We start from the raw sequence: 13,897 nt of genomic DNA on the forward strand, positions 1-13,897 counted from the left end.
CCTCAGTGTGCTTTTCTCTCATCGGCGTATCCTTTCCTGCCTGCGCCAACAGGCAGCCTTTCGTTTTTAGATTCGCGAAAGGGTACGCCTACCTATTTCCTATTTCCACACGCTTTGATCATAGCTCGGAGCTAAAGCCCTATTTAGCTAAGCAGGTCTGCTTCACCTATCTCGAGCCGGGGGATCCGCAAAACAGCGAAGATCTGATGACGGTGGGGTATCTGATGGACTTGGCGACCCAGGCGGGCTACGAGCCGCGGATCATGCGCATCGACGACCTCGGTTGGGACCCGGACCAAAACTGTTTCGTCGGTATCGAAGACCAACCGCTGCGCAGCATCTTTAAGCTCTACCCTTGGGAGTGGCTGCTCAAGGATGAATTTGCCGCCCAGCTGCTCGCCAACTATCCGTTCACCCAATGGATCGAGCCAATTTGGAAGATGCTGCTTTCCAACAAGGGCATCCTCCACATTCTCTGGGAGCTGTTTCCCAACCATCCGAACCTGTTGGAATGCTATTTCGACGGCCCGCGCAGGATGACGAACTACGTCAAGAAACCGTTATTCTCGCGCGAGGGCGCCAACCTGACGATCAAGACAAGTGTCAACGAGCAGATGACGGAAGGTCCCTACGGCGCCGAGGGGTTCGTCTATCAAGCGCTGGCACGTGTGCCGAACCTAGACGGCGGCTTTCCGATCTTAGGGAGTTGGGTCATCGATGGAACGGCGGCCGGCCTGGGCATCCGCGAGTCGAAAACCCCGGTGACCGACAATCTGAGTTGCTTTGTGCCGCACCTCTTCGAGTGACGCGCGCTTATTTGAAAATCTGCTTCAACCGCGCCACCAAGCCGCTTTCGAGCTGCAAGACATTTAACACGCTTTTCTCCAGCTCTTCGCCATTGAGCGGGTTGATGTCGATGTTGCCCTTGTGCGCTTCGGCGAGAAAATCCGGGTCTTTCATCGTCTCAGTAAACGCCCGGCGCAAGGCCTGCACGCGGTCCTTCGGCGTGTTAGGCGGCAACACGTAAGGCCGCACCGAGGCGCCGTGGGCCTGCGCGACGGCGCTGAATATCCTGCGACCGTCTTCAGTTTTGATCAGATCGCCGGGCAAGGCATACTTGGTCAATTCAGGATGGGACTTCCCCGCCAGCTGCAATACGATATTCAGCATGCCGCTGTCCATCTCGTTGCGCCAAGTGGAGCGCGTCGACTGCCAGGAATTGGTGATACCGAGAACTTCGCCATTGTTGAACGCCAAGCGGATGTCCGCCGTGCCTTTGTAGCCGGCCACCAGCTGAATCGGCAGACCCATGACGTCGCGCGCCACCGCGGTCAGGTCGTCGGTGCCGGCGCCGAAACCAGCGCCGCCGAACTTCACCACCGTCTTCGCCGCCACCCATTGCTGAATGCTGGTGAAGCCGGTGTTTTTGTGCAAACCGAGAATAAAATTGTCCTGCGCCGGCGCGCCAATATATTCGAACCTCTTGGCGTCAAACTCGATGCCCGGCTTGCCCAAAATCTGCTGCAGAAACAGACCGCCGATGAAATGGCCAACGGTCAAACCCTCGGCCTTGGCAACACGAAAAATATGGTTCGCCGAAATCATGCTGCCAGCACCGCTCATGTTCTCGACCACGATCGTCGGGTTGCCCGCCACGTGCTTGCCCATGTGGCGCGCAATCAAGCGCGAGTAGGTGTCGTAGCCGCCGCCCGGCGGAAAGCCGACGACGATGCGCAAGATCTTGCCGCGGTAGAACTGCTCCTGGGCAGACACTGCGCCGAGACCGATCAAGAGACCTGCCAAGGCAACAACCAAGAAAAGAACACGTTTCAGCATGGAGATTTTTGCCCCTTTTTGGTGAACTCACCGACAAGACTATGCCGCCACTGTCATTCTGAGCCGAAGCCGAAGAATTCGCTTCAACCGAACGGTTTTGCCTTTGTAAAAACCGTCGTCGGGCGTCGCCGCATGGACATGGGCCGCCAGCCACGCCACCACCAACACCGCCGCCAAGAGTCTCGCCGCCTGGATTGCTTTATTAGCGCTCCGATCCATGTAGCTTAGACGCCCCGGGTCGTTTCTCTATCAACGGGCCAGGCCGTTTTCAACGCTTTTGCCGAACTTGCCAATGAAAAAAGCCGGTTATAAACAGAACCCTGACGTCGCTTCGCCGTTTATCGCCCGCGCTCCGGCGATTTTTCACCTCGATGGCGCGCGCGCGATGAATGTCTGGTAGGCGCTTGGGAGGAGCCAGATGAAATTGACAATCCTTGGATCGGGCACCAACCTGCATCCGACTCGCGCGGCGGCGGGTTACCTTCTCCAGACCGACAACCTGATGCTCTTGGACTTCGGACCGCGCACGTTGAGCAACTTGCTCAAAACCGACGTCAACCACCACCACATTACGCACATCCTTTTCTCTCACTTTCACGCCGATCATTTTTCTGACTTCATCACGTTCTTTTTCGACGCCGTGATCTACGCGAAACACCAGGGCGGTGTTCGTCCGGACCTAACGATCATCGGTCCGCGGGAAACCAAGAAACTCATGCGCGCGATCATGACGAGCTTTCCCAGTTTTTCACCGCCGCCCTTCGGCGTCACTTTCAAAGAAGTCGGTGACCGCCGATTCACCATCGGAGATACGACCGTCACGCCGCGAACGATGACCCACGTGCCCGACCTCCATGCGGTCGGCTATCGTATTGACTATCGCGGCCAGGCAGTTGCCTACTCGGGTGACACCCAGTACTGCGACAACGTCGTGCGGCTTTGTGCTGACGCCGACGTTGGCGTGCTCGATTGTTCTTGGCCAGCCAACAAACCAGGTCCCGCCCATCTCCACGCACGCGATTGCGGACGCGTTGCGAGCGAAGCGGGACTCGGCCGTCTCGTACTCTCACACTTTTATCCGATTGCCGAACGCTACGACGTGAAGGGTCAGGCCGGAGAAATATTCAAAGGCCCGATTGTGATGGCCCGAGATAGATTGGCAGTCAAGTTTTAGCTTTTGCTAAATTCACGCGCGGCTTTGGCAAGATTCTCCGTCGTGCCGACGTCGAGGCAAGCGGTTTCCGCAAACTTGACGCTCTGGAACATAAGGCCCGCCTTGAGCGCCTCCTGAAACACCGCCCCAACCGCCAAATCGCCGCCGGGATCGTTGGTTTTGTTCGCCCAGCGCGACAGGTTTCGGCGCGTCTCCTCGGTCTGTAAGAACCGGTGCAAAAACTCGGTGAACCGCGGCGTCCAGACCGCACAGTCCCATCCATGGGACAAAGCGGTCTGCGCCGGCTTCATGACGATGGCACGGATGCGGCCGTCTCCATCGGTATCGACCATGTCCCACAGATGGCGGTGTTCGATTTGCTGTAAGCCTAAGACGACGTCTGCACCGGTGGCATCTTGCTGTGCGATCAAGCGGGCAAATGCGTCTTGCGGCTCAAAGAGGATATCGGGGAACCCAAAGGCCACTCGATAGGAGGCCAGGAAGGCATACGCGCGGTCGATCGTGTCCGGCGGGCCGAGCGAGCCGGAATCACGACATAGGCCAATGACAGGCCGACATCGCAGCCTTCCTGCAAATAGGCGGGAATGTCCCATTTGCCGTCCCTAAGGACTATTACCGTCCGGGTAATTCCGGCGTGCCGAAACTTCTCCAGCAGGTATTCCACCGCGACTTTCGGCCTCGCCACGCCCGTGCGCGAATCGATCACCTGCCCGACCGGCACAATCTCTTTGCTGCATTGGAGCGGCTGCAAGCGCGTCCCGCGGCCGGCAGCTGGGATGACTCCCACAACCTCGAGGTCCGAGTCGGCAGTCGAGGGCTGAGACGAAGAACTCATAGACTATGGATTGTGCCGAAACTCCATCCAGCACCCGGCGACGAGCTATAGTCTCGGACCTACGCGAATCGCTTGTAAATCGCGTCGGTTTTGGCCGCCATGATGAAGTCGTTTTTATGCAGGTTCTTGATCTTGTGGGTCCACCAGGTAACGGCAACCTTGCCCCATTCGGTGGTGAGCCTGGGATGATGGCCCTCTGCTTCGGCGGCCGCGCCGACGGCGTCAGTGAAGGCGATGGCGTCTTTGAAGTTCTTGAACTTAAACAGGCGATCGAGCTTAGGGATGTTGTCTTCGGTGACCACCTTCCACTCGGGGATCTTCGGTTGCAGCTCTTGCATCTCCCCGGGCGTCACCGAGGGTGCGCCAACCCGACAGGCTTCACATTTCTGTTCAGTCAGTTCTTCCATGTTCGACTCCCAGGATAAATCTCGCGCAGACCGCTTGGGTCAATTCTCTCTCTTTGCGAGCTTTGCGGCTTTGCGCGAGGCTTTCCTTCCCTACAATTTTGGCATCACGGCTTCGGCAAACAGCTGCATGGACTCTTTCACATGGCCGTGGGGCACGGTGCCGATATTGAACCAGGTTAGAAGCTGTGTCGCCCCAGTTCTTTGCTGGAGCTCTTTGATCTTTTCGACAGAAGACGCGGTATCGCCAATCACGGCGTGCTTGGCGCAGACGACGTCATAGCCGACCACGCTGCCGGCGGCGGTGCGCAGACGCGCTGGCAACTCTTGGCCCCGGCGCACCAGCCAATCGGTATAGTCTAAGCGCAGATCGAGAATAGTCTTGAAGTAGCTCATCACGCCCGCCTGGGCGCGCGCTTCGGCTTCAGCCGTCGTCTTCGCTATATGCATCGGCACCAGCAGGCCCAACTCTTTGCCTTTACGGTCGTGGCCGTATTTCTTCAGGCCCGCCCAGTAGGCATCGGCGAACTCATACACTTGATCGGGAGCCCGGGTATGAATCGGCAAAAACAGGTTGACACCCAGGCGCGCGCCAACGTCGACCCCGTCGAGGGAACTGGTCGCCATCCAAAACGGCGGCAGCGGTTTCTGCACCGGCTTGGGATTGACGATCACTTCGGGAACCGTGAAGAACTTGCCGTCATAGCTAATTTTCTCTTCGGACCAGCCGCGCCGAATGATTTCCAATCCTTCGACCATGACGTCGTGGGTCGAGCGATGATCGCCGCCGAAACACTCATAGGCGCGGCTATGCGGATGGCCGCCGCCGGCGGCGAACTCCATGCGCCCGCCGCTCACCAAATCGAGCATCGCCGCTTGCTCGGCCAGCTGCACCGGGTGGTGCACCGGTAAAGTATTCACCGCCACGCCCAGGCGCAGCCGCTTGGTGCGCTGCGCCGCCGCGCCAAGCACGACGTAGGGCGCAGACAAGAGTGAGAACTGCGGCTGGCAGTGGATTTCAGCGAGCCAGTAGGTATGGAACCCCAGGCGGTCGGCAAGCTCGGCTTGCTCCAGGAACTCTTCTAACCGCGTCGCTGGCGAAGTGCCGGGCGGGCATTGGATTTCGGTAAATAAACTGCATTTCACGACTGTGCTCTCCCCTTGCCGCAGCTCAGTTACTCACCTTTGTCAAAATCGACATCGATGGATGGCCCGCTGGCACGAGTCTTGGTGCGGAGAAACTGTGAATAACCTTCGAACGACTCCATCGTATGTTCCTCAGTGCGTTCGGTGCCGTCCTGCTCTTCAAGTCGCAGCGTGACTTGATCGCCGCGGCGGCGCATCCCTGCAAGCCGCATGCGGCGCAGATCGATATAAGCGCCAATGGTCCGCAACCGCGTCGACAGCTTGGCGAAATCCGGCGCTTGATCGGGCACGCGGCGCTGTCCCTCGCCGCGATAGTTGAGCCATTCGATGTCGACGGGCGTGTAAAGATACAACGCCTCATCGATGTCGTCTTCCCAGATGCCGCGCCACCAGCGGCGCAGCGCTGAGCCCGCGATCGGTTTCTGGGTGGTACGGTTGCGCACTTCGTAATTGCGCTCGATGACCAACAGATCGAAATCGACAATCCGCTTTTCTTCAAGCGACTGCCCGATCGCACGCAGGATGTACGAATAGCTCGCGCGCCGATTCTCCATGATCAGAGCATTGCACCGGTTGAGTCGTTGATGTCGTAAGAAGCGGCACGCCCTAGAGCAAACTTAGCAAATACGGTCAGTAACCCAGCGCGTATGCGACTCGACGCGGGTCCGCCCCTCCCATCCAACAGCTATTTTCTTCGTCGCGCACGATGATTTTGGCACTGCCGAACGACCAGCGGTCGACAATCGCCACCGGGTGACCGCGGCGGCGCAGCTCATCGACAGTTGTGGCCGAATAGCCTTCTTCCAAGCGCAGCGATTCCGGCAGCTGGTCGCGCGGCGGCGTGCCGGGCATGTGGCTCCAACGCGGCGCTTCGACGGCGCTCTGCGGGTCCATCTGCAGATCGACGATGTCGTGAATGATTTGGAAATTGGTTTGCGGCTGCTCGTCCGCGCCCGGGCTGCCGCCCACCATCAGCACTCGGCCATTGCGCAGCACCATGTAGGTATTGAGCGTGTGCGCCGGCCGCTTGCCGGGCTTGAGCGCGTTGGCTTTGCTGGCATCGAGGCCGAAGCTGCACAAACGATTGTTCATGGTCACGCCGGTGTCACCGGCGATGACGCGCGAACCGAAGGGTGCAAAGACGCTCTGAATAAATGAGATCGCATTGCCGTCACGATCGGCAGCGCAAAGGTAGGTCGTGTCGCTGCTCTGATTGGCGACGGGCTTGGAGCGTTGCCGCAGGATTTCTTCGGTTAATTTGCGCCGCTCGGCGGCATGTCCCTTAGAAATCAATTGCGGAATAATTTTGGGGTCGCCAAAAGCCGGATCTTCGAGGTATTGAATGCGATCTTCAAAAGCGAGTTTTTTGGCGGCGATTTGAAAGTGCAGCATCTCCGCCTGGGACATCTGGCCTGAGTGAAACGGCCAGGCCTCGACGATGTTGAGCATCTCCAGGACCATAAAGCCCTGCGACACCGGCGGCTGCTCATAGACCATGGTATCGCGATAGCTGGAGCTCAACGGTTCCTTCCACTGGGCCACCAATGGCTGCAAGTCCTCTTGGGTGAGAATGCCACCCTCCGCTTTGATCGCGGCACAGATCTTGTCGGCCACTTCGCCGGAATAAAAACCGCTGCGCCCGTGGCGCGCGATTTTTTCCAGGACATCGGCGAGACCTTTTTGGATCAGAATATTGCCCGGTTTCGGTTTGCCGAAGGGCTGGCGATACACCCGATCGACGGCGGGAAACTCGGGCGCAAATTCGTTGATGCCTTCGACGAATTCCTGCGCAATCGGAAAGCCGTCGCGCGCGATGCGCACCGCATCGCGCATCAGGAAAGCCAGCTCTTTGGTGCCGTATTTCTTGTGCAGCTCCAGCCAGCCGTCCACCGCGCCAGGCACGGCCACGCTGAGCGGCCCTGACTGCGGCACGGCCTTCAAGCCGCGCTCTCGGTAGTAGTCAATCGTCGCCTTGGCCGGCGCTGGGCCGCTGGAGTTAATCGCTTCGACTTCGCCGCTTTTCTGCATGTATATCAGGGCAAACAGATCGCCGCCCGGACCACTCGCCTCCGGCTTGACGATCGCCATCACGAACGCCGCCGCCAGCGCGGCATCGACGGCGTTGCCGCCTTCGCGCAGCACGTTGACGCCGGCTTGGCAGGCCAGGTGGTGGCCGGCTGAGACCATGCCGTTTTGGCCCATCATGATGGGCCGCGCCGCTTTGGTGAATTTCATGCTGCTTCCATTCCGAGAATCTTAGCGGCATTGCCGCCGAGGATTTTCGCTTTGTCAGTGGCGCTCAGATCGAGGCCGTCGAGTGCCTTGAGGCTATTCTTGACCAAGATCGCACCCTCTTCCGGACCGTAGGGATAGTTGGTGCCAAGCACCATGCGATCCGCGGTAAAAAAATCTTTGACGCAGCGCAGTGTCGATGCCGGATGGTCCGCCGTGTCGACGTAAAAGCGGCGAAATTGATCGAGCGGATTCTCGGTTAGGCCGTATTTGTGGCGAATCTCATCGGTGCGCCCGGTGTAAATATTGATGGCGCGTTGCGCGAAAAACGCCAACACGCCGCCGACGTCGGCGACCACCCAGTTAATTTCCGGAAAGCGCTCCAGCACGCGGCCGTAAACCAACCGCGTCATCGCCACCGTGCTGTCGAAGGCCCAGCCAAAGATCAAGGTCGGCATGATGTCGATGCCCACCGCTTCAGTCGCCAGTGGCGCGGTCGGATGCACGTAGACCGGCAGTTTGTATTTCACCAATCGTTCGTAAATCGGAAACAACTCCTCGCGATCGAGGGGCTGGCCGTTCAGGTTGGCAAAACAGCCAAAGCCGCGCAGTCCCAACGCGTTGACCGACCGTTCCAATTCATCGAGGGAATCTTTGATCGACGCCGTTGGCAAAGTAAAAAAACCGATAAAGCGCTTGGGATGTTGGCGCACAATCGCCGCGATGGCATCGTTGGCCACCCGCGCCATCTTGATGGCATCGTCGCGCCCATAGCGGTCGGCGCCGGGCGCCGGAATCGTCAGCACATGAAGATCGATGCCAAGCTGATCCATCAACTGCAGCCGCTTGTCGATATTCTGCCCCTGAAACGTCGCGGTATTGATGCGGCACTTTAACTGCTTGTCGTAAAAATAATTCATGCCGCTGTGCGGATCGGGCGCTTCGAGCACGACGGCGCCATCGAGCCGCTTCATCTCGTCGATGTAGGCGGCCGGAAACACGTGCGCTTGGAAGTCGATGATCATATAAACCTAATGTGTCACTCTGCGTAGCTGGAAACTCACCGCGAAGACATGGAGAACGCGAAGCTAGGCCAAAGGGAAAACAATTTCCGCACCTCGTGGACTTCGTGTCTTCGCGGTGAAAAATCCCTTACAGGCCGTATAGCGCCCGCGCGTTGTCGTCGAGGATCTTATTGACCACCGGCGCCGGCACCTGGCCGTCTTCTTTCAGTTTGCGCAACGCGAGAATCTCCGACGAGGTGTCGTTGTGACCGTAGTCGGTGCCGATCACCAGCATATCATCGCCGGAGTATCGCAACACGGTCGGCAGGTCGTCGTCAGTCTGGCAGGCCACCCAAATTTTATTTTTGCGCAGCACCTGGCTCTTGTCGACCTTGGTCCCGCCGCGCTCATAGCGGCGCGCGTAGTCGTGAACGACGTAGGGAACCCACTGCGCGCTCACTTCGATAAACGCCCATTTCGTTTTGGGAAACTTTTCGGGGATTTTATAAAAGATCAACGAATGAAACGAGCCGACGACCGCGAGCTTGAAGCGGTTGAAGCCGCATTCGTCGGCAAAATAGTCATGCACCGCGAAGCTGCCGGTCGCCGAATGCACGCAAATCGGCAGATCGAGTTTCCCCGCTTCTTCGTAGAGCGGAAAGAAATAGGAATCGTGCAGCCGCTTCTCGCCTTCGAGGCCGCGAATAAAAATACCGCAGGCGCCGTTTTCTTTGGCATGGCGCGCCTCTTTCAAAGCTTCGTCCATGGACAACAACGGCAGCACTGCAACCCAACGCAGGCGATCGGGCGCTTTTTTCCAGATATCGATCAGCCAGCGATTGTAGCTGCGCGTCACGCCAAGCTCGACATCGGGACGTTTGGTAAACGGTCGCAGGAACACCGTCGGGTAGAGCACCTGGACGTCGACGTTTAACTCATCCATATGTTTCAAGCGCGCCGCGATATCTTCCATTTCGCGCGATTCACGCGTGGTGTCGTCGTAGCCGACGTTGCGCGCTTTGCCGAGATAGGTTTCATCGATCAGCCACGATTCCCCGCCCGAAGTCGGATCACTGGGCGTCGGCACAATGCGCGGCCGCAGGGCGCGCTCCGATTCCAACATATAAGACCAAGTCCGCTCGGTCTCCAAAACATGTGCGTCTGAGTCGATGACTGCCATAATCAAAGTCCTCCTAATCTCGGCCCCGTGCCGCGCGCCGGCGGCTGCCTGCCGGCCTTCTCGGTTTTCGATCCCACTGAATTATTGCACCCCTGGCAGGTATAGTCGTACAACTCGCCGTCGGGCAATACCAGCAGCAAGCGCTGGCGCACCGGCATGGCGCGCTTGCACTTGTCACAATAGAGAACGCCGCGTTAAATTCGCCAAACTGCTCCGCCATAGGTTACTCGGATATTTTCGCGCAAAGAACGCCAAGGCCGCAAAGTTTCGGAACCAACTGAATTTCTTTGCGACCTTTGCGCCTTTGCGCGAGGCTATTCTCAGTGCTCGGCCTGCTTTCTCGCCTTCGCTTCTTTAATCACCTTCTCGGCCAAGTGCGCCGGCAATTCTTCGTAGTGGGAAAACTCCATGTGAAACTCGCCGCGGCCGCTGGTGATCGAGCGCAGATCGGGGGCGTATTTCAACACTTCCGCCATCGGCACTTTCGATTTGATCACCTGGGTGTGCCCCTTGGTGTCCATGCCGAGCACTTTGCCGCGCCGGCTGTTCAGGTCGCCGATCACGTCACCCATGCAATCGTCGGGCACCGTCACTTCCATGCTCATCACCGGTTCGAGCAAGACCGGCTTGGCTTTTTCCACGGCGTTGCGAAAGCCCATGGAGGCGGCGATCTTGAAGGCCATATCTGACGAATCGACGTCATGATACGAGCCGTCATAGAGCGTTACTTTGACATCCACCATCGGATAGCCGGCCAAGTGGCCATGGGTCATCGCCTCGCGCACGCCCTTTTCCACCGCAGGTATATAGTTGCGCGGAATCGCGCCGCCGACGATCTCGTCGACGAACTCAAAGCCAGCGCCCGAGGGGAGCGGTTCGATTTTTATCCAGGTGTCGCCAAATTGGCCGTGGCCGCCGGTCTGCTTCTTCAAACGGCCTTGGGCGCTCGACTTACCGCGAATGGTTTCCTTATAGGGCACCTTCGGCGCTTTGAGCACGACTTCGGCGCCGTACTTGCGCTTGAGCTTTTCGACGATGACCTCGACATGCTGTTGGCCCATGCCGGAAAGAATGAAGTCGCGGGTTTCCTCGTCGCGATGGAGCTCGATGGTTTGGTCTTCCTCCATCATCTTGTGCAAGCCCTGCGGCAACTTATCTTCGTCAGCTTTGCTTTTGGGTTCCAACGCAAAGGAAATATTCGGCGAAAAATGCACCGGCGCGGCATACTGGATCGGCGCCTTCTCATCGCACAGCGTATCGCCGGTGGCGACGTCTTTGAACTTGGCCACTGCAACGATCTCACCGGCCACCGCGTCTTTGATCGCTTCCTGCTTCTTGCCTTCCAAACGAAAGAGATGGCCAGTGCGCTCCTTCACCTGCTTGTTGGAGTCATAGATCGGCGCATCCTGGGCCAGTTTGCCGGAAAGAATCTTCAGCACCGAGAGCTTGCCGGCGAAGGGATCGATGATGGTCTTGAACACGTAGGCTGAGAATGGCGCATCGGCGGCACGCGGCCGTTTTTCCGTTTCGCGAGTGACCGGGTTGGTCCCTTCGATGGCTCCTTCGTCGAGCGGCGATGGCAAATAGTCCAGCGCCGCGTCCATCAACTGGGCAATGCCGATTTGCCGCGCTGCCGAGCCATAAACGATCGGAAACAGCGTGCGTTCGCAGGTCGCCTTGCGGATGGCTTTCTTAATTTCTTCAGCGCTCAATTCTTGACCGTCGAGATATTTTTCCAACAGGGCGTCGTCGGTCTCGGACACCGCTTCCAACATCTTTTGGCGCATGTCGTCCGCTTCGGCCCTGAGATCAGCAGGAACGTCAGCTTCGCTAAATTTGCCGGTGTCGCCGTCGTAGATAAAGGCTTTCATCGTCAAGAGGTCCACCACACCTTTGAACTCAGCCTCGGCACCGATGGGCATTTGCAGATGGACGCCCTTGGCTTCGAGATTCTTAAGTACCTCATCGACGCGCTCGACCACCCCGGACTGCTCGTGATCGACTTTGTTGACGAAAATAATTCGGCTCACGCCGTCGTCATTGGCTTGATTCCAAAGCCGCTCCGCTTCGACCCGCAGCCCCACCGAAGGATTCAGGACAAAAACCGCTCCATCGACGCCACGCAAACAATGAAAAGCGTCGGCAAGAAACGCGGCATAGCCTGGCATGTCGACCAGGCTTAATAAATGTTTTTTCCAATTGATGGAGTGGAAGGCGGACGAGATCGAAACATGGTGCTTGATCTCTTCGGGCTCGTGGTCCAAGACCGACGTGCCGTCCTGTACTTTTCCCAGCCGCTGAGTCGCCCCCGCCGCAAACAGCATCGCCTCGCCGAGCGAGGTCTTGCCCGCGCCCCCGTGACCCAGAATGCCGACGTTACGAAGTTTTTCGAGCTCCGCTACAGCCATAACTGAGATTCCCCTCCTTCAGGATCAATCTATTTTTGCGCTCGCGTTTTTACTTCTTGCAGTGAGTTCCTTTCATAGATCAGCCTCAGCCCCTCCAGCGTCAGAAATTCATCGACTTCATGGATCGTCGAACATTCCGACGCGACCAACGGCGCCAAGCCGCCGGTGGCGACCACTTTGGCGTCGATGGCATGTTCTTTTTGAATGCGCTCCACCAGGCCGTCGACCAGGCCGACGTAGCCGTAAAAGATTCCCGCTTGAATCGAGGTCACGGTATTGCGTCCGACAACCTCCTTGGGCTTGACAATTTCGATGCGCGGCAGCTTCGACGCCCGTTGAAACAACGCTTCGAGCGAAATCGACAGACCGGGCGCGATGGCGCCGCCGACGTACTCGCCTTTTTTGGAAATCAGATCGATGGTCGTCGCCGTGCCAAAATCAACGACGATGCAGGTGTCATGATACTTTTCGTAGGCGGCGATGCCGTTGACGATGCGATCCGCGCCGACGTCTTTGGGGCTCTCGTAGAGAATCGGCATACCGGTCTTGATGCCCGGGCCGACAATGAGCGGCTCCAGTTTAAAAAATTTCTGCGCCAGCTCCTGGATGACCGTCAGCATCGGCGGCACCACACAAGAGACCACGATGGCAGTGATCTGATTGGGCCGAATCGCCGCGTTTTGCACCAGCTGCGTGATGATGACACCGTACTCGTCGGCGGTGCGCTCGGCGACCGTCAAGAGCCGCCAGTGGTTCACCAGTTTGTTGCCCTGGTAGAGGCCCAGAACGATGTTGGTGTTACCGATATCGATGGCTAACAACATGCGGTTCAATCTTCCACAGGAATCACGTCGCCGGCCAAAATCCGCTCCCGCGCGCCGTTTTCGCGCTCGATGATCAACGCGCCGTCGCGGTCGATGCCCTGGGCGTGGCCGACAATGGTTTGGTCGATCATCTCCACCCGAACAAGGCGCCGATGCAAAGCAAAATAGCTCTGCCAACGCGCGGCAACGGCGGCAAAACCCGACTCCTGGAGAATTCCATAACACCTGTCGAGGTCGTGAATCAATCGGCAAATGAAGGATTCGCGGTCAACTGGCTGGCCGCGTAATTCCAATAAAGAGCTGGCGCGTTGGCGAATTTCCTCGGGCATGGCGCGCACTGGAAAATTGAGGTTCACCCCGATGCCGAGAATGACAAATTCCAATCGCTCGGCGCTGCACGAAGACTCGGTGAGAATGCCCGCCAACTTCTTGCCGCCGACCAGAATATCGTTGGGCCACTTGATCGTCGGCTGCATTGGAATGAATGCGGCAACGGCATCGGCCAACGCCACCGCCGCGGCGAGGGTGACTTGCGGCGCATCCACCGGCGCCAGTCGCGGGCGCAAAATGAAAGATATGTAAAGATTGACAAACGGCGGCGACACCCAGCTGCGGCCCAGCCGGCCGCGCCCGGCGCTCTGCTGCTCGGCGATGACGATCTCACCATCGGCTGCGCCGTTTTCAGCCAGCTGACGGGCGACTTTGTTGGTAGAGTCGGTTTCTAAGAGATGATGGAGGTTTGCGCCGAGGCGCGTTGTGACGAGGCCGGCTTGAATGCGCGAGAGTTGTAATGATGAGTCTGGCATGTTTCACCACGAAGGTACGAAGGACACGAAGTCCGGAATGAGACTTTC

The 13,897-nt window shown here is 58.1% G+C and carries 14 protein-coding genes; 2 read left to right on the top strand and 12 right to left on the bottom strand.

All coding sequences use genetic code 11. The features are described 5' to 3' along the window. Window positions 1-806 (top strand): glutathionylspermidine synthase family protein (locus FJ145_18155; protein ID MBM4263341.1); only part of this gene is annotated, 806 nt, incomplete at its 5' end. Window positions 807-813: 7 nt separating this feature from the next. Here FJ145_18155 and FJ145_18160 read toward each other — a convergent pair. Then, a complete protein-coding gene (locus FJ145_18160) occupies window positions 814-1,836 on the bottom strand; it encodes a hypothetical protein (protein ID MBM4263342.1) in 1,023 nt (340 codons plus the stop codon). 39 nt (window positions 1,837-1,875) lie between these two features. After that, window positions 1,876-2,055, bottom strand: a complete 180-nt coding sequence (locus FJ145_18165; protein ID MBM4263343.1) for a hypothetical protein — start codon at window positions 2,053-2,055, stop codon at window positions 1,876-1,878. Between the two features lie 199 nt (window positions 2,056-2,254). On the opposite strand from FJ145_18165, the gene FJ145_18170 reads away from it, so the two are divergent. Next, a complete protein-coding gene (locus FJ145_18170) occupies window positions 2,255-3,010 on the top strand; it encodes a ribonuclease Z (protein MBM4263344.1) in 756 nt (251 codons plus the stop codon). On the opposite strand, the gene FJ145_18175 is transcribed toward FJ145_18170, so the two are convergent. The 10 genes from FJ145_18175 to FJ145_18220 all read right to left on the bottom strand — a co-directional run bounded on the left by FJ145_18175 (window position 3,007) and on the right by FJ145_18220 (window position 13,849). Next, window positions 3,007-3,474, bottom strand: coding sequence for a hypothetical protein (locus FJ145_18175; GenBank protein ID MBM4263345.1), 468 nt, complete (start codon window positions 3,472-3,474; stop codon window positions 3,007-3,009). The two genes, FJ145_18170 and FJ145_18175, sit on opposite strands and share 4 nt — an antisense overlap. Before the next feature lie 430 nt (window positions 3,475-3,904). Continuing rightward, on the bottom strand, window positions 3,905-4,252 hold the full coding sequence (locus FJ145_18180; protein MBM4263346.1) for a 4a-hydroxytetrahydrobiopterin dehydratase: 348 nt from the start codon (window positions 4,250-4,252) through the stop codon (window positions 3,905-3,907). 90 nt (window positions 4,253-4,342) lie between these two features. Beyond that, entirely contained in the window at window positions 4,343-5,419 is a 1,077-nt protein-coding gene (locus FJ145_18185; protein MBM4263347.1) for an LLM class flavin-dependent oxidoreductase, read from the bottom strand. A 5-nt stretch (window positions 5,420-5,424) separates the two neighbouring features. Then, a complete protein-coding gene (locus FJ145_18190) occupies window positions 5,425-5,949 on the bottom strand; it encodes a hypothetical protein (protein MBM4263348.1) in 525 nt (174 codons plus the stop codon). 76 nt (window positions 5,950-6,025) lie between these two features. Further along, window positions 6,026-7,630 carry a gamma-glutamyltransferase gene (ggt, locus tag FJ145_18195; GenBank protein ID MBM4263349.1) on the bottom strand — a complete coding sequence of 535 codons (1,605 nt, stop codon included), beginning with the start codon at window positions 7,628-7,630 and terminating at the stop codon, window positions 6,026-6,028. Further along, window positions 7,627-8,652: an amidohydrolase gene (locus FJ145_18200; protein ID MBM4263350.1), complete on the bottom strand. Its 1,026-nt coding sequence runs from the start codon at window positions 8,650-8,652 to the stop codon at window positions 7,627-7,629. Before FJ145_18200 ends, ggt begins: the two co-directional genes overlap by 4 nt. 127 nt (window positions 8,653-8,779) lie before the next feature. Beyond that, the gene (locus tag FJ145_18205) at window positions 8,780-9,811 is read right to left on the bottom strand and encodes an amidohydrolase (GenBank protein ID MBM4263351.1); all 1,032 of its coding nucleotides are present in this window, start codon (window positions 9,809-9,811) and stop codon (window positions 8,780-8,782) included. A 320-nt stretch (window positions 9,812-10,131) separates the two neighbouring features. After that, window positions 10,132-12,219: an elongation factor G gene (gene fusA, locus FJ145_18210; protein ID MBM4263352.1), complete on the bottom strand. Its 2,088-nt coding sequence runs from the start codon at window positions 12,217-12,219 to the stop codon at window positions 10,132-10,134. Between the two features lie 29 nt (window positions 12,220-12,248). Further along, window positions 12,249-13,043, bottom strand: coding sequence for a type III pantothenate kinase (locus FJ145_18215; protein MBM4263353.1), 795 nt, complete (start codon window positions 13,041-13,043; stop codon window positions 12,249-12,251). Between the two features lie 5 nt (window positions 13,044-13,048). Next, on the bottom strand, window positions 13,049-13,849 hold the full coding sequence (locus tag FJ145_18220) for a biotin--[acetyl-CoA-carboxylase] ligase (protein MBM4263354.1): 801 nt from the start codon (window positions 13,847-13,849) through the stop codon (window positions 13,049-13,051). Between the last annotated feature and the right edge of the window lie 48 nt (window positions 13,850-13,897).

This window comes from Deltaproteobacteria bacterium (assembly GCA_016874755.1).
Classification (GTDB): Bacteria; Desulfobacterota; Binatia; order UBA9968; family UBA9968; genus DP-20.